Source organism: Burkholderia arboris (assembly GCF_902499125.1).
GTDB classification, from domain to species: Bacteria; Pseudomonadota; Gammaproteobacteria; order Burkholderiales; family Burkholderiaceae; genus Burkholderia; species Burkholderia arboris.
The window spans coordinates 19,537-36,076 of sequence record NZ_CABVPX010000021.1 but is presented as its reverse complement, the minus strand read 5'-3'; the positions used below and the strand labels follow the sequence as shown (position 1 = coordinate 36,076).

Annotated in this window: 14 protein-coding genes, 1 tRNA gene and 1 pseudogene; 12 read left to right on the top strand and 4 right to left on the bottom strand. The window is 64.7% G+C overall.

Features of this window, described 5'->3' with window-relative positions:
* Window positions 1–19: 19 nt before the first annotated feature.
* Together BLA15945_RS23935 and BLA15945_RS23930 are read right to left on the bottom strand one after the other, a co-directional pair.
* Window positions 20–595: a peptidylprolyl isomerase gene (locus BLA15945_RS23935; RefSeq protein WP_059233797.1), complete on the bottom strand. Its 576-nt coding sequence runs from the start codon at window positions 593–595 to the stop codon at window positions 20–22.
* A gap of 39 nt (window positions 596–634) precedes the next feature.
* Window positions 635–1,357: a tetratricopeptide repeat protein gene (locus BLA15945_RS23930; RefSeq protein ID WP_059233798.1), complete on the bottom strand. Its 723-nt coding sequence runs from the start codon at window positions 1,355–1,357 to the stop codon at window positions 635–637.
* Between the two features lie 232 nt (window positions 1,358–1,589).
* Between BLA15945_RS23930 and cysS the strand changes: the two genes are divergently transcribed.
* The 4 genes from cysS (at window position 1,590) to tilS (ending at window position 6,401) form a co-directional block, all read left to right on the top strand.
* Entirely contained in the window at window positions 1,590–2,987 is a 1,398-nt protein-coding gene (gene cysS, locus BLA15945_RS23925) for a cysteine--tRNA ligase (RefSeq protein ID WP_174993507.1), read from the top strand.
* Window positions 2,988–3,030: 43 nt separating this feature from the next.
* A complete protein-coding gene (locus BLA15945_RS23920) occupies window positions 3,031–3,858 on the top strand; it encodes a DNA-3-methyladenine glycosylase family protein (RefSeq protein WP_174993506.1) in 828 nt (275 codons plus the stop codon).
* A gap of 103 nt (window positions 3,859–3,961) precedes the next feature.
* On the top strand, window positions 3,962–4,933 hold the full coding sequence (locus BLA15945_RS23915; protein WP_048248707.1) for an acetyl-CoA carboxylase carboxyltransferase subunit alpha: 972 nt from the start codon (window positions 3,962–3,964) through the stop codon (window positions 4,931–4,933).
* A 46-nt stretch (window positions 4,934–4,979) separates the two neighbouring features.
* Window positions 4,980–6,401: a tRNA lysidine(34) synthetase TilS gene (tilS, locus tag BLA15945_RS23910; RefSeq protein ID WP_174993545.1), complete on the top strand. Its 1,422-nt coding sequence runs from the start codon at window positions 4,980–4,982 to the stop codon at window positions 6,399–6,401.
* Window positions 6,402–6,524: 123 nt separating this feature from the next.
* On the opposite strand, the pseudogene BLA15945_RS38045 reads toward tilS, so the two are convergent.
* Window positions 6,525–6,762 (bottom strand): annotated as a pseudogene (locus tag BLA15945_RS38045) (hypothetical protein); the annotation flags it as partial.
* Between BLA15945_RS38045 and BLA15945_RS23905 the strand changes: the two are divergent.
* From BLA15945_RS23905 to cyoD, 8 genes are all read left to right on the top strand, one after another.
* Window positions 6,745–7,998: an aspartate kinase gene (locus BLA15945_RS23905; protein ID WP_059233802.1), complete on the top strand. Its 1,254-nt coding sequence runs from the start codon at window positions 6,745–6,747 to the stop codon at window positions 7,996–7,998. The pseudogene BLA15945_RS38045 and the gene BLA15945_RS23905 overlap by 18 nt on opposite strands.
* A 110-nt stretch (window positions 7,999–8,108) precedes the next feature.
* Window positions 8,109–8,202 (top strand) — tRNA-Ser (locus BLA15945_RS23900).
* A gap of 208 nt (window positions 8,203–8,410) precedes the next feature.
* A complete protein-coding gene (locus BLA15945_RS23895; RefSeq protein ID WP_174993544.1) occupies window positions 8,411–9,799 on the top strand; it encodes a hypothetical protein in 1,389 nt (462 codons plus the stop codon).
* A 495-nt stretch (window positions 9,800–10,294) separates the two neighbouring features.
* Entirely contained in the window at window positions 10,295–11,821 is a 1,527-nt protein-coding gene (locus BLA15945_RS23890) for a complex I subunit 4 family protein (protein ID WP_059233803.1), read from the top strand.
* A gap of 276 nt (window positions 11,822–12,097) precedes the next feature.
* Window positions 12,098–12,985, top strand: coding sequence for a ubiquinol oxidase subunit II (cyoA, locus tag BLA15945_RS23885; RefSeq protein ID WP_059233805.1), 888 nt, complete (start codon window positions 12,098–12,100; stop codon window positions 12,983–12,985).
* Window positions 12,986–12,988: 3 nt separating this feature from the next.
* Window positions 12,989–14,995: a cytochrome o ubiquinol oxidase subunit I gene (gene cyoB / locus BLA15945_RS23880; RefSeq protein ID WP_059233806.1), complete on the top strand. Its 2,007-nt coding sequence runs from the start codon at window positions 12,989–12,991 to the stop codon at window positions 14,993–14,995.
* Window positions 14,995–15,603, top strand: coding sequence for a cytochrome o ubiquinol oxidase subunit III (gene cyoC, locus BLA15945_RS23875; protein WP_034188894.1), 609 nt, complete (start codon window positions 14,995–14,997; stop codon window positions 15,601–15,603). The genes cyoB and cyoC overlap by 1 nt, the downstream gene beginning before the upstream one ends.
* Entirely contained in the window at window positions 15,604–15,936 is a 333-nt protein-coding gene (gene cyoD / locus BLA15945_RS23870) for a cytochrome o ubiquinol oxidase subunit IV (RefSeq protein ID WP_011352504.1), read from the top strand.
* 107 nt (window positions 15,937–16,043) lie between these two features.
* On the opposite strand, the gene BLA15945_RS23865 is transcribed toward cyoD, so the two are convergent.
* Entirely contained in the window at window positions 16,044–16,343 is a 300-nt protein-coding gene (locus BLA15945_RS23865; RefSeq protein WP_059233807.1) for a DUF4148 domain-containing protein, read from the bottom strand.
* Window positions 16,344–16,540: the final 197 nt, after the last annotated feature.

Genomic DNA, 16,540 nt, shown 5'->3' with positions numbered 1-16,540 from the left:
CGGACGTGCCGGCAGGTTCTTACTTCGAGACGATGCTGGCCGATTCGATCACGATCGGTTGCGCCGGCACGTCCTGCATCGGGCCGCGCGAGGTCGTCGCCACGCCTTCGATCTTCTTCACGACGTCGAGGCCCGACACGACCTTGCCGAACACCGCATAGCCGTTGCCGTCCGGGTTCGGGTAGTCGAGGCCGCCGTTGTCGACCGTGTTGATGAAGAACTGCGCGGTGGCCGAATTCGGATCGCTCGTGCGTGCCATCGCGATCGTGCCCGTCAGGTTCTTCAGACCATTGCGGCTCTCCAGCGGGATCGGCGCGCGGGTCGGCTTCTCCTCGAAGTTGGTCTTGTAGCCGCCGCCCTGGATCATGAAGCCCTTGATCACGCGATGGAAGATCGTGCCGTTGTACTGGCCGGCCTTCACGTAATCGAGGAAGTTGGCGACCGACTTCGGCGCCTTCTCCGGGTAGAGCTCGACGCGGATGTCGCCCTGCGAGGTCTTCAGCTGCACGACGGGGTGCGCGGTAGCCGATTGCGCGAATGCGGGCGCGGTCGCGAGAAGGGCGGCGCCGCCAAGCGCCAGCAACAGACGTTTCATTGCGATCCTCAGGTTGGGAGGGAAGAAAGGCCGCGCCGCTTATTGCGACGGCGCGACGTATGGCGCAGCCAGTGCGCCCGACGGACCGTTGAACTGGAACGTCGGCGACATCGGCAGCGTGGTGGTGCCCACGTTCGCGGCTGCGCGGTCGGTGTAGGCGCGCGTGGCCGGCGTCACCGCGCGGGCGCCCGGCGCGGCCTTTGCCGGCGACACGATCTTCTGGAGATCGGCGAGACGCTGCGCGGTCGCGCCGCTCGTGCGGCCGAGCGATTGCGCGCGCTTGTACGATTCGGCCGCGAGCCGGAGGTAAAGATCGCCGAGGTTCTCGTACGCGAGCGAGTAGCCCGGGTTCGATTGCGTCGCGGTGACGAGCGCGGCGCGCGCTTCGTCGTAGCGGCCGTGCTTCGCGTAAAGCGCCGCAAGGTTGTTGTACGGCTCGGGCAGCTCGGGGTAGGCCTGCGTGATCGCGACGAACTGCTGGATCGCGTCGTCGTCGCGGTTCAGGCGGGCCAGCACGGTGCCGCGCTTGAACTGCGCCTGCACGTCGTGCGGGTTCGACGCGATGCGCGCGTCGAGCTGCGCAAGTGCCTGTTTCCACTGCTTGCCGGCGATCGACGCATCGACCTCGGGGGTGCCGTCGGCCACGGGCGGGGCCTTCTGCGCATGCGCCGCGGGGGCCGCGAAAAGCGTCAGCGCGACGCCCATGACGGTGGTCGCAACGAGGGTCGCAGCGCTCTGCGCGCGGCCGCGATGAGGTTTCATAGGCCTAAATCGGAATGTTATACTCCGAGCCATTCTAACAAAACGTCTGCGCGTTCCGGCGAGCGTCAGACAGTCTTTCTTAGCCTCTGTGGCCGTCACCGCTGTGCTTGCAGCCTGACCGCCCCATGTGATACGAGGACGCTCGGCCTGGCGCCGCAGCAGATGGTCCGTCCGTGTCGCATGCTGGGCGAGCTTCGCCAGGGCGGTTTCCTTCGGCTCACGGTTCATCTCTATGGAATCACTGCGCATCTACAACACGCTCGCGCGTGACAAGCAAGTTTTCGTGCCGCGCCAGTCCGGCGAAGTGCGGATGTACGTATGCGGGATCACCGTCTACGACTATTGTCACGTGGGCCACGCGCGCATGCTGGTCGTGTTCGACCTCGTCCAGCGCTGGTTGCGTGCGATCGGCTACCGGGTCACGTATGTGCGCAACATCACCGACATCGACGACAAGATCATCCGCCGCGCGGTCGAGAACGGCGAGACGATCCGGTCGCTGACCGACCGGTTCATCGGCGCGATGCACGAGGATGAAAGTGCGCTCGGCATCCAGCGGCCCGACATCGAGCCGCGCGCGACACAGTTCATCCCGCAGATGCTCGGCATGATCGAAACGCTCGAGACGAACGGCTACGCGTACCAGGCGACCGACGGCGACGTCAATTACTCGGTGCGCAAGTTCATGAACTACGGGAAGCTGTCGGGCAAGTCGCTCGACGATCTCCGCGCGGGCGAGCGCGTCGCCGCGAACGACGCGAAGGAAGATCCGCTCGATTTCGTGCTGTGGAAGCGTGCGAAGCCGGAAGATCCTGAGGGCGCGTCGTGGGCGTCGAAGTACGGGACGGGTCGCCCGGGCTGGCACATCGAGTGCTCGGCGATGGGCTGCTCGCTGCTCGGCAATCATTTCGACATCCACGGCGGCGGGCAGGATCTGCAATTCCCGCACCACGAGAACGAGATCGCGCAGAGCGAAGGCGCGACCGGCGAGACGTTCGTCAATTACTGGATGCACAACGGCTTCGTGCAGGTCGACAACGAGAAGATGTCGAAATCGCTCGGCAACTTCTTCACGATCCGCGAAGTGCTGGAGCGCTACGACGCGGAAGTCATGCGTTTCTTCATCGTGCGCACGCACTACCGGTCGCCGCTCAATTACAGCGACGTGCATCTCGACGATGCACGTGCCTCGCTCACGCGTCTGTACACGGCGCTGAAGGATGTCGAAGCCGATACGCTCGCGCTCGACTGGAACGAGCCGCACGCGCAGCGTTTCGCGGCCGCGATGAACGACGACTTCAACACGCCGGTGGCAGTGGCGACGCTGTTCGAACTCGCGGGCGAGGTGAATCGCACGCGCGACGCGTCGCTCGCACGGCAGCTGAAACAGCTGGCGGGCCTGCTCGGCCTGCTGGGCCGCGAACCGCGCGCGTTCCTGCAGCAGGCGTCCGGCGCCGCGCAGGCGGGCGGGCTCGCTGCCGACGAGATCGAAGCGAAGATCGCCGCGCGCGTCGCGGCGAAGCAAGCGAAGGACTATGCCGAAGCGGACCGGATCCGGGCGGAACTGCTCGAAGCCGGCATCGCACTTGAAGACAAACCGGGCGGATCGACCGAATGGCGTCGCGTATGAGCGCGGTGCGTTCCACTGACCGATCCGTCAGGTAGGAGGCAAGATGGCAACGGCCAGAAAAGCGCCGGTCAGGCGCGCGACCCCGGTCGCCGCGCGTCCGGCAGCCAAGCGCGTGCCGGCGGCGAAGGCGGACGCGACGCGCGCCGTGCCGAACGGCGCGCTGAACGGTCATGCGCAGCCGGCGGCTGCGTTGCCGGCCGCCGACGCGGCCCGCAAGACACGTGCGTCCGAAGCGGACGGCGAGGAGGTCGTCGTGCGTCCTGCATACTGGGACAAGGCATGCGCCGACCTCGTCAAGCGCGACCGCATCCTGAAGAAACTGATTCCGAAGTTCGGTCCCGCGCATCTCGTGAAGCGCGGCGACCCGTTCGTCACGCTGGCACGCTCGGTCGTCGGCCAGCAGATTTCGGTGACGTCCGCCCAGTCGCTGTGGGCGCGCATCGAGGACGCCTGTCCGAAGCTCGCACCGCAGCCGGTGATCCGGCTCGGCGCGGACAAGCTGATCGCGTGCGGGCTGTCGAAACGCAAGACGGAATACATCCTCGATCTTGCGCAGCATTTCGTATCGGGGGCGCTGCACGTCGACAAATGGACGTCGATGGACGACGAGGACGTGATCGCGGAACTCACGCAGATCCGCGGCATCAGCCGCTGGACGGCCGAGATGTTCCTGATCTTCAACCTGTCGCGGCCGGACGTGCTGCCGCTCGACGATCCGGGCCTGATCCGCGCGATCAGCGTCAATTATTTCAGCGGGGAACCCGTCACGCGCAGCGAGGCGCGGGAAGTCGCAGCCAACTGGGAGCCGTGGCGCACCGTCGCGACCTGGTACATGTGGCGCAGCCTCGACGCGCCTGACACCGGTGCCTGAGCGTCGGCTATCGGGTTTTAAACATCAATAGTTGAGAGCTGGTTTTGAGCGTCGCTCGCGCGGGTAGAATACGCGCTGCCGCAAGACCCAAGGATTCGAACACATGAAGACCACGTTTCTGGATTTCGAACAGCCGATCGCCGAACTCGAGGCCAAGATCGAAGAGCTGCGATTCGTGCAGGACGACTCGGCTGTCGATATTTCGGAAGAAATCGAGCGGCTGTCGAAGAAAAGCCAGCAACTGACGAAAGACCTCTACGCGAACCTGTCGCCGTGGCAGGTTTCGCAGATCGCGCGGCACCCGCAGCGTCCGTACACGCTCGATTACGTCGCGGAACTGTTTACCGATTTTCACGAGCTGCACGGCGACCGCGCGTTCGCGGACGACCTGTCGATCGTCGGCGGCCTCGCGCGCTTCGGCGGTCATCCGTGCATGGTGATCGGTCACCAGAAGGGCCGCGACACGAAGGAGCGCGCCGCGCGCAACTTCGGGATGCCGCGTCCGGAAGGCTATCGCAAGGCCGAGCGCCTGATGCGTCTCGCCGAGAAGTTCGGGCTGCCGATCTTCACGTTCGTCGACACGCCGGGCGCGTACCCGGGCATCGGCGCGGAAGAGCGCGGCCAGTCGGAAGCGATCGGCCGCAACCTGTACGTGATGGCCGAGCTGAAGACGCCGATCATCACGACCGTGATCGGCGAGGGCGGTTCGGGCGGCGCGCTGGCGATCGCCGTGGCCGACACCGTGATGATGCTGCAGTTCTCGACCTATTCGGTGATCTCGCCGGAAGGCTGCGCGTCGATCCTGTGGAAGAGCGCGGCGAAGGCGCCGGAAGCCGCGGAAGCGCTGGGCCTGACCGCGCACCGCCTGAAGGCGCTCGGCCTGATCGACAAGATCATCAACGAGCCGCTCGGCGGCGCGCATCGCGATCCGAAGGGCATGGCCGCGCTGCTGCGTCGTGCGCTCGCCGATTCGCTGCGCCAGTTCCAGGGCATGAGCATCGATGCCGTGCGTGAGCGCCGCTTCGAGCGCTTGATGGCCTACGGCAAGTTCAAGGAAACCACGCCCGGCGCATGACCGGCTGCGTATTCAATACGCGCGCCGCTGCGCGCGCGTGCCTCTCGTGATCCCGCCGACCGAATTCTCCGCCGACCGCGTCGTCCTCGACGCGGTCGGCGTTGCGCTTTCCGGCCTGCCGCCGGATGCGTGCATTGCGATTGCCTACAGCGGCGGCCTCGATTCGACGGTGCTGCTCGATGCGGCCGTGCGTGTCGCGGGCGCTGCGCGTTGCGTCGCGCTGCACGTGCATCACGGCCTGAGCGCGAACGCCGACGCGTGGCTCGCGCATGCCGAAGCGGAAGCGGCGCGGCTCGGTGTCGCATTCGAATCGAGGCGCGTCGACGTGCCGCGCGACAGCGGTCTCGGTATCGAGGCAACCGCGCGCGAGCGTCGTTATGCGGCGCTCGACGCGATGTGCGAACGCCATGGCGCGAACACGCTGTGGCTCGCGCAGCACGCGGACGACCAGGCCGAGACCGTGCTGCTTCAATTGCTGCGCGGGGCGGGCATCGCCGGGCTCGCCGCGATGGCGCCGCGCTATCGCCCCGACGGCGTGAGCGTCGAGCGCGTCCGTCCGTTGCTGCGATTGTTGCGCGCACAACTTGAGCGCTATGCGGAGCAGCACGCGCTCGTGTGGATCGACGACGAATCGAACGGCGATACGCGTTATGCGCGCAATGCGCTGCGGATCGACGTGCTGCCCGCGCTGGCCGTGCATTTCCCGGGTTTTCGCGACGCGCTCGGCCGCGCGGCCCAGCATGCGGCCGCCGCGCAGCGGCTGCTCGACGATCTGGCCGAACTGGATTTCGCCGCCGCCGCGCGCGATGACGGGCATGCGCTGTCGCGCGACGCGCTGGTCGCGTTCGACGACACGCGCGGTGCGAACCTGCTGCGTTTCTGGATGCGCCGGCTGGGCTTGCCGGGCGCGTCGGCCGCCCGGCTCGCCAACATGATGCGACAGCTGCGTGCCGCGCATGACGCACACGCGCTGCGCGTCGATCATGCGGGGCAGTGCCTGCGGCTCTATCGCGATGTCGTCTACTGGGAAGCGGGCGACAGCAGCGAACCGGCCGACGACGGCACGGGCGCGCCGCACCCGGAAGCGGTGCTCGCGTGGGGCGGACAGGAAGTCTGGCACCTGCCGGGCTGGCGCGGCACGTTCGTGTTCGCGCCAGCCGACGCGCACGGCGCCGATGCGGTGCCGGAGGCGTTGCTGCGCGGGGCGCGGCTCGCGGCGCGCGCCCGTGCCGGCGGCGAACGGATGCGTACGTCGCCGGGCGGGCCGGGCCGGACGCTGAAGAATCTGTTCCAGGAGCGCGGCGTGCCGGCCTGGCAGCGCGACGTGCCGCTCTTGTTCGCGGGCGACCGGCTGATCTACGTGCCGCGGCTCGGCATCAATTGCGATGTCGGCCCGCTGGACAGTGACGCGCCGGGCGACACCGGATGGCGCCGGATCGAATGGCGTCCCGACCTGCTGATCGCATAGCGGCGGACTGGCTTCCGGCGGCGCGATGGCGCGCCCATTTTCACCATTTGGTAAACAGCGCCGGAACGGCTGCCAACACGGCGAGCGGCTTGTCAAGCGGGCTTCTATCGGGTACGCTCGGTCGTTTGCTCGGCTCGATTTTTGAGCGTTTTGTGCAGGTTTTCCGCGTGACGTACCCGGTTTGCGCGGCCTGATCGGCCTTCCGGGCAAAATCCGTCACGCTTGCGTGTTGCGTCCCAGCCGTCCCCCTCGTCGTCCGTCCACAGCCACAAGCCGCGTGACCGAACGGCTACCCGGCCTGCCCAGCGCGCCCGTGCGGTTTCTCCTTCAGTTCAGAACGACAATGGCACTCATCGTACACAAATACGGCGGCACTTCGATGGGCTCGGTCGAGCGCATCAAGAACGTCGCGAAACGCGTCGCAAAATGGCATCAGGCCGGGCACCAGATGGTGGTCGTGCCTTCGGCGATGTCCGGCGAAACCAACCGTCTGCTCGGTCTCGCGAAAGAGATTTCGAGCCAGCCGAGCCCGCGTGAGCTCGACATGATCGCGTCGACCGGCGAGCAGGTCAGCGTCGGCCTGCTGTCGATCGCGTTGCAGGAAATCGGCGTCGAGGCCGTGAGCTATGCCGGCTGGCAAGTGCCGATCAAGACCGACAGTGCGTTCACGAAGGCGCGCATTCACTCGATCGACGACGAGCGCGTGAAGGCCGATCTGGACGCCGGCAAGGTCGTGATCATCACGGGCTTCCAGGGCGTCGATCCGGATGGCCACATCACGACGCTGGGCCGTGGCGGCTCCGATACGTCGGCGGTGGCGGTCGCGGCTGCGCTGGATGCCGAAGAGTGCCTGATCTACACGGACGTCGACGGCGTCTACACGACCGATCCGCGCGTCGTCGAAGAGGCCCGCCGCCTCGATCGCGTGACGTTCGAAGAGATGCTGGAAATGGCCAGCCTCGGCTCGAAGGTCCTGCAGATCCGCTCGGTCGAATTCGCCGGCAAATACCAGGTGAAGACGCGTGTGCTGTCGAGCCTGACCGATCCGCTGATTCCGCTCGACGAAGAAATGCGCTCGGGCACCCTGATTACTTTTGAAGAAGACGAGACCATGGAAAAGGCAGTCATTTCCGGCATCGCGTTCCAGCGCGACGAAGCACGCATTGCGGTGATGGGCGTGCCCGACAAGCCGGGCATCGCATATCAGATCCTCGGTCCGGTCGCCGACGCGAACGTCGACGTCGACATGATCATCCAGAACCAGAGCGTCGAAGGCAAAACCGACTTCACGTTCACGGTCGGCCGCGGCGACTACCAGCGTGCGATGGACATCCTCACGAACCAGGTGCAGGGCCATGTGAGCGCCGAGCGCGTGCAGGGCGACCCGAAGGTGTCGAAGGTGTCGGTCGTCGGCGTCGGCATGCGTTCGCACGTGGGCGTCGCGAGCAAGATGTTCCGCACGCTGTCGGAAGAGGGCATCAACATCCAGATGATCTCGACGTCCGAAATCAAGATTTCGGTGCTGATCGACGAGAAATACATGGAGCTGGCCGTCCGCGCGCTGCACAAGGCATTCGAACTCGACCAGGCATCGTGAATTTTTCGTGATGCATTGAAGAAAATGCATCAAGGAAATTGACCAACGGCTCCAAACCCTATATGATCTTGTTCTCGTCGCACTGCCTCCCTGGTGCGAGCGAAGGTTTGGGAGACGTGGCCGAGAGGTCGAAGGCACTCCCCTGCTAAGGGAGCATCTGGGCCAAAACCTGGATCGAGGGTTCGAATCCCTCCGTCTCCGCCAAAAGCGGTGACAAAGCCCCGCAAGTTCTCGGACTTGCGGGGCTTTTTCTTTTGCGGGCCCATTTCGCGCCGTGTCGCGCGCGACAGGTTCGATGCTGCCGGATCGCATCCTCGTGCGGCCTTCGTCGTGCCCCCTCGGGCAATGAATGCTCGACTTGAGCACCTGTCATGCGCTACATATCGCGTATCGTCTGGCGCAACTCAAGGTGATGCTCTTGGCAAGCCCGCATGCCGTTCTGACCTTCCTCTCCCATCGGCCTGTCGACGGACTCGTCGACAACCACGCGCGTTACGCACAGCTGCACGGCTATCGGCATGCGATCGTCGACGGCATGCACGTGTACGGCGAGCGCCAGCAGATCCTGTACAAGTACCACGCGATCATCGCGCAGCTCGTCGCGATGGAGCAGGGGGCATTGCTGCTCGTGCTCGATCCGTTCTCCGTCGTGTTCGATCCGCACGTGCTGGCGGATGTCGCGCACGGATACGATGCCATCGTCACGACGCAGGCGACGAAATCGGCACTGCCCGCCGCAAGCGGAATGATCTTCCGCAACGTGCCCGACGTGCGCGAGCGCTTGCGGAGGCTGGCGGTCGAACTGGGCAAGTGGGCGATGCACCTTCCGGAGCGGCAGCATGCGTGCGAGGCGACGCTGCTTGCGGCGTTCTTTCCGCCGCTGCCGTTCGATGCGCCGCTTGCGAACGGTCATTTCGCGTCGGCCCAGACGGTCTGGAGCGACGGTATCTCGATCGATTCGATTGCCGGTGCGCGGCCGCTCGTCGCGCACCAGGCGCCCGAGTGGCGCGAGGTGAACGGGGCCTGGGCGCCGGCGGCCGATTACGACTTCCGTTACGTGGCAGCGCTCGTCGACGATGCCGGACGGTACCAGCGCGGCGACCATCCGCACGCCATGGATGAGTGGCGCGCCGCGCAGCAGCGAACACGCGAACCGGAGCGGCATGTGAATCCGCAGGCGCGTATTGCGTTCGTGAGCCTGCATACGCCGCATATTGCCGGCTACGGCGACCTGCACGAAGAGAACTTCGTGCGCTACTGCACACGGCATGGCTATGCGTATCACACGTATCGCGAGGCGCCTGCATTCCTGCCGGACGGCATCGGTGCGAACTGGGCGAAGCTGCATCTGATTCGCGAACATCTGCCGCATCATGCGTTCGTGTTCTGGGTCGATGCGGACATCCTGGCAATCGACCAGAGCCAGACCGTCGACAGTACGATCGACGGCCGCGACTTCGTGATCGGCACCGATCACACGGCCTGGGCGATCAACTCGTGCATGATCGGCGTGCGCAACGTGGCGCCGATGCGCGAACTGGTCGAGCGCATCTGCGCACGCATCGAGCGTTTCGACGATCGTTCGTCGGTCTACGCGAGCGGCGGCGACCAGCAGGCGATCTATGTGGAGCTGCTCGAGTCCGGCATGATCGATGCGCGCCATATCGTCGATGCGACGACGCTCGCGTCATCGCCGGTTTATGCAACGCGCGACAGCCGCTTCGTTCATTTCCCCGCCCAACACGATCACTATCGTGCGGTGACGATGCGCGTCTGGGACCGGCTGAGTCATCAGCGCTGACGGCCGGGAGCGTGAAGGATGCGATGCCCGCTACGACGCCGGGCGGGTAGGGGGCATTCACCCGGCCTGTATCGCATCGGCGATGTGAAATACACATGTAAGTATTGTTGTAAGGAAAACTGAGGTGCAGGATCAACGCCCTGCGCGATCCAGATAATCCTGTTCCGGCCCTTCGGAATGACGCGTTGACGCCAAAAATGCGGCATTGCGTCGTTTTTCGCGATTTGCCATGACGCGCAATACAAAAAATTACTCAATAAAATCAGTGTTGTGCGTCGGTGTGGAAAATTGAGGCTCTGCTGCGCTGCAGAAAATAATCAATCGCCTTATGCTGGTTAACCCGATCGCGTTTGAGCGGCATCAAGTTTTTCCGTGATGTCGCTTTACATTTTGCCAACACTGGCGATTCACGAAATCTACCTGTCGATTTGATTTCGTTCCTTTCGTCTCGCCTGTCACAGATGCAGTGCGCGACCTCCTCAAGGCCTTGTTGACATGCATGATTTCCCCTTCCTGAGCCTGGCCATCTGGGCTCCGATCCTGTTCGGCGCGTGCCTGCTGCGTGCCGGTTCCGACCATCACCCGCGCCGGACGCGGCTGATCGCGCTCGCGGGCGCGATCGTGGGGCTCGCGGCCGTCGTTCCGCTGGTTGCGGGCTTCGACACGCATTCGGCGGCGATGCAGTTCGTCGAAAGCCGCGACTGGCTGGCGGCGTTCAATTCCGGATGGCGGGTCGGCATCGACGGTGCGTCGCTGTGGCTCGTCGTGCTGACCGCCTTCACGACGCTCGTGGTGGTGATCGCGTCGTGGGAGTCGGTCACGGTGCGCGTCGCGCAGTACTACGCGTCGTTCCTGATCCTGTCGGGGCTGATGGTCGGCGTGTTCGTCGCGCAGGACGGGCTGCTGTTCTTCATCTTCTTCGAGGCGACGCTGATCCCGCTGTATCTGCTGATCGGCACGTGGGGGCGCGAGCGTCGCGTTTATGCGGCCGTGAAGTTCTTTTTCATCTCGTTCGCCGGCTCGCTGTTGCTGCTGATGGCAATGCTGTACCTGTACGCGCAGTCGCATACGTTCGACATGGCCGTGTGGCGCACGCTGCAGCTCGGTTTCGCGCCGCAGCTGCTGGTGTTCCTCGGGTTCTTCGCCGCGTTCGCGGTCAAGGTGCCGATGTGGCCGGTCCATACGTGGTTGAGCGACGTCTACACCGACGGCCCGACCGGTGCCGCGCTGATGCTCGCGATGCTCAAGCTCGGCGGCTACGGGTTCCTGCGCTTCGCGCTGCCGGTCACGCCCGATGCAAGCCACTTCTTCGCGCCGGCGGTGATCGCGCTGTCGCTGTTCGCGATCGTCTATGCGAGCCTGATCGCGCTCGCGCAGACCGATCTCGGCAAGCTGCTCGCGTACTCGACGGTCGCGCACATGGGGATCGTCACGCTCGGGCTGTTCCTGTTCAACCGGATCGGCGTCGAAGGCGCGATCGTGCAGCTCGTGTCGTACGGCTTCGTCGCGGGCGCGATGCTGCTGTGCGTAAACGTGCTCGCGGATCGCACGAAGCAGCGCGAGATCGCCGCATACGGCGGTGTGGCGGGCGTGATGCCGCGCTTCGCGACCTTCACGGTGCTGTTCGCGATGGCCAACGTCGGCCTGCCGGGCACGTCGGGCTTCGTCGGCGAGTTCATGGTCATCATGGGCGCGATCCGCTTCAACTTCTGGATCGGCGCGATCGCGGCGCTCACGCTGATCCTCAGCGCGTCGTACACGCTGTGGATGCTCAAGCGCGTCGTGTTCGGCAAGGTCGCGAGCCAGCGGATCGCAAAGCTCGCCGACTTGAATCGTCGCGAGATCGTGATGTTCGCGTCGCTTGCGCTGATCGTGCTGGCAATCGGCATCGATCCGAAACCGTTCACCGACGCGATCGATCCGACCGTCGGCAAGCTGATCGAGGAAGCGAGCCATTCGAAGGTGCCGGCAGGGGATGGTGCCGGGCCGGTGCCGTCGTACATGGCGTCGACGCACGACTGATCGCGGCACGCCGGTCCGCGCAAGCGGGCTGCATCGCACGGCGATGCGGCCCGTTGCGCACGCATCGATCGAGGTCCGGCACGGCGTGTGCCGGGCCCGCTTCCGGCTGCGTGAAATTGCCCCGCGACAATGTGACTCACGGCAGATTTTGCAATGATGATTTGCCGCATCCACCGGTTTTTCATCGCACTCGCGCGACGTATGATTCGGCCACTTTCGTGGATCGAATGCGCATCGGGCATACGCAAACGGATTCAATGACCCTCGGGCTGTGTGATGAAAAGAAGAGCTTCAAGAGGCTGGTCGGCGCTGATGTCAATCGGCGCGGCTTTGAGCCTGTCAGGCTGTAATTTAGATGTACTAAATCCGAAAGGTAGCGTGGGTGCCGCCGAAAAGGCGCTGATCGCGACGTCCACCTGGGCGATGCTGATCGTCGTCGTGCCGGTGATCCTGCTGACGCTGTGGTTTGCGTGGCGTTACCGCGCATCGAACCGCAACGCCACCTACGCGCCGAACTGGTCGCACTCGACCGCGATCGAGGTCGTGATCTGGACGGTGCCGACGCTGATCATCCTGTTCCTCGGCGTGCTCACGTGGAAGACCACGCACGAGCTCGACCCGTACAAGCCGCTCGAGTCGTCGGTGAAGCCGATCGACGTCGAGGTGGTCGCACTCGACTGGAAGTGGCTGTTCATCTATCCGGAACTCGGCATCGCGTCGGTGAACCAGCTCGCGATTCCGGTGGGCACGCCGGTGAACTTCCACATCACGTCGGATTCGGTGATGAACTCGTTCTTCATCCCGCAGCTCGGCGGCCAGGTCTACGCGATGGCCGGCATGCAGACGCGCCTGCACCTGATCGCCGACGAACCCGGCAACTACGCGGGCACGTCCGCCAACTTCAGCGGCCGCGGCTTCTCCGACATGAAATTCCGCACGCTCGCCGAGCCGCGCGAACAGTTCGATGCATGGGTGCAGAAGGTGAAGGCGTCGCCGGACCGGCTCGACGCGACCGTGTACGGCAACGTCGCGCAGCCGAGCGAGAAGGCGCCGGTGCGCTACTTCTCGTCGGTCGATCCGCGGCTCTTCCACAACATCATCGCGAAATACAACGATGGCCACGTCCTCGACCTGAAGGACGCCGCCTGCGGCACGAAGGGGTAACGCATGTTCGGCAAACTCACACTCTCGGCGATCCCGTTCGATCAGCCCATCATCATGGGGGCAGGCGCCTTCATGGGGCTGGTCGTGCTGGGCATTCTCGCCGCGCTGACGATCACCGGCCGGTGGAAATGGCTGTGGACGGAATGGCTGACCACGGTCGACCACAAGAGACTCGGCGTGATGTACATCATCGTCGCGCTGATCATGCTGCTGCGCGGCTTCGCCGACGCGATCATGATGCGCATGCAGCTCGCGCTCGCGTACAACGGGCCCGGCTACCTGCCGCCGCATCACTATGACCAGGTCTTCACGGCGCACGGCGTGATCATGATCTTCTTCATGGCGATGGTGTTCATGGTCGGCCTGATGAACCTGATCGTGCCGCTGCAGATCGGCGCGCGCGACGTCGCGTTCCCGTTCATCAACTCGCTCTCGTTCTGGATGACGGCCGTCAGCGCGATCCTGATCAACGTGTCGCTCGTGATCGGCGAATTCGCGCAGACGGGCTGGCTCGCATACCCGCCGCTGTCGGAGCTGCAGTTCAGTCCGGGGGTAGGGGTCGACTACTATCTGTGGGCGCTGCAGATCTCGGGCGTCGGCACGCTGCTGACCGGCGTGAACTTCTTCGTGACGATCATCAAGATGCGCGCGCCGGGCATGACGCTGATGAAGATGCCGGTGTTCACGTGGACCGCGCTGTGCACGAACGTGCTGATCATGGCGTCGTTCCCGATCCTGACTGCGACGCTCGCGCTGCTCGGCCTCGACCGTTACCTCGGCATGCACTTCTTCACGAACGATGCCGGCGGCAACGCGATGCTGTACCTGAACCTGATCTGGGCGTGGGGCCATCCGGAGGTGTACATCCTGATCCTGCCGGCGTTCGGGATCTTCTCGGAAGTCATCGCGACGTTCGCGAAGAAGCCGCTGTTCGGCTACAAGACGATGGTGTACGCGACCTGCGCGATCATGGTGCTGTCGTTCCTCGTGTGGCTGCATCACTTCTTCACGATGGGCTCGGGTGCGAACGTGAACGCGTTCTTCGGGATCATGACGATGATCATCGCGATTCCGACCGGCGTGAAGGTGTTCAACTGGCTGTTCACGATGTATCGCGGCCGGATCGAATTCACGACGCCCGTGCTGTGGACGATCGGCTTCATGGTCACGTTCACGCTCGGCGGCATGACCGGCGTGATGATGGCGATTCCCGGCGCCGACTTCGTGCTGCACAACAGCCTGTTCCTGATCGCGCACTTCCACAACGTGATCATCGGTGGCGTGCTGTTCGGCTATCTCGCGGGCTTCAACTACTGGTTCCCGAAGGCGTTCGGCTTCAAGCTGAACGAGAAGCTCGGCAAGGCCGCGTTCTGGTTCTGGCAGATCGGTTTCTATGTCGCGTTCGTGCCGCTCTACGTGCTCGGCTTCATGGGCATGACGCGCCGCCTGAACCACTACGACAACCCGGCATGGCATCCGTGGCTGCTGGTCGCCGCGTTCGGCGCCGTGCTGATCGCGGTCGGCATTGCATGCCAGCTGCTGCAGCTGGTGGTCAGCATCCGCAACCGCCACCTGCCCGAGTACCGCGACACGACGGGCGATCCGTGGGGCGGCCGCACGCTGGAGTGGGCGACGTCGTCGCCGCCGGCCGACTACAACTTTGCGGTGATTCCGCAGGTGCGCACGCTCGACGCGTACGCCGACATGAAGGCGCGCGGCGAAGGCCGGCCGAACCCGGCGACGATCCGCGATATCCACATGCCGTCGAATACCTGCGCGGGCCTCGTGATCGCGATCTTCAGCCTGGTGCTCGGCTTCGCGCTGGTATGGCACATCTGGTGGATGGCGATCGGCGGGCTCGTCGGGATCATCGCGACGCTCGTGATCTACAGCTCGCGCGATAACGACGGCTATTACATCCCCGCGTCGACGGTGCGGAAGATCGAAGACAAGCAGCCGACGCAGCGCGTGGCCGCGCGCGTCGACGACGTGGAACTGGAGGCCAACTGATGTTGCAGAAAACCTTGAGCGCAACCCTGCTCGAGCACGACGACCATCCGCCGTCGCATTCGGTGTTCGGTTTCTGGCTGTACCTGATGACCGACTGCGTGATCTTCGCGGCACTGTTCGCGACGTTCGCCGTGCTCGGCCACCAGTATGCGGGCGGCCAGACCGCGAAGGAGCTGTTCGACATTCCGGGCGTCGCGGTGGAAACCGCCGCGCTGCTGCTGTCGAGCATCACGTACGGTTTCGCGATGCTCGCGGCGTACAAGCAGCGGCGCGGCGCGCTGCTCGCGTGGCTCGCGGTGACGTTCGTGCTCGGCGCGGCGTTTCTCGCGATGGAACTGCGCGAGTTCTCGCACCTGATCGCGGAAGGCGCGGGCCCGCAGCGCAGCGCGTTCCTGTCGGCGTTCTTCACGCTGGTCGGCACGCACGGGCTGCACGTGACGGCCGGCCTGCTGTGGATGATCGTGCTCGCCGGGCAGATCGTGTTCCGCGGCGGCGACCTGACCGATCGTGACCTGCGGCGCCTGACGTGCCTGAGCCTGTTCTGGCACTTCCTCGACATCGTGTGGATCTGCGTGTTTTCCTTTGTCTATCTCGCGAGCGTGATCTAAATGGCCCATTCGCATTCGTCTCAACTCGAAGAAGGGCACGGCAGCGTCGGCGGCTATGTCGCCGGTTTCATCCTGTCGGTGCTGCTCACGGCCGCGTCGTTCGGCCTCGTGATGGGCGGCGTGCTGTCGCCGCATGCGTCGCTGATCGCGCTCGCCGTGCTCGCCTTCGTGCAGATCGTCGTGCACCTCGTGTACTTCCTGCACATGAACGGCTCGTCGGGCCAGCGCTGGAACGTCATGGCGTTCAGCTACACGGTGCTGACCGCGGCGATCCTGATCGTCGGCACGTTGTGGGTGATGCACAACGTCAGCATGAACATGATGTCGCGCTGAGCGGTGTCGCGGCGCAGCGGTCGATATCCATGCGCGTTCATGAAAAAAGGCGGCACGCGAGTGCCGCCTTTTCGTTTTTTCCGGCCGCGTTGAGCCCGGCCATGCGGTCAGTACGGCCCGCCCGCGTCGGCCGTCAGCGCATGCGTGCAGTCCGCGCGGTATTCGGCGGCGAGGCGATGCTTCGCGCCATCGAGATCGTCGGGGTAGTAGGGGCTCGCGTGCGCCGGATCGTAGCCGACCTGTTCGAGTTCGGTCAGCTCGCGCACGAGATCCGCATGCGTGATGTCATGGCCGGTGTGAACGAACGGGTACGCGTGGCATTCCTGCGGGGTGAGGTGCGGTCCCGCAAACGCGGCGGTGCTGGCGCATGCGAGCAGCATGCAGGCGACGGTGGTCGACAGTTTCATCCGGTAACTCCTGGTTTGGCGGCCCGATGCCGCATGACGTCAGCGTAGGCGGCGCGTGCCGCCGCGCGGGCGACGCACGGATGAAACAAGTTTCACGCATGCCTGCCGTGTCATCCGATGAAGCATTTTTCATGTAACGCCGAAGGGCGACCGCGTCGCCTACGATAGTCGCGGGCGCATCGTGTGCGCCCGTCGTG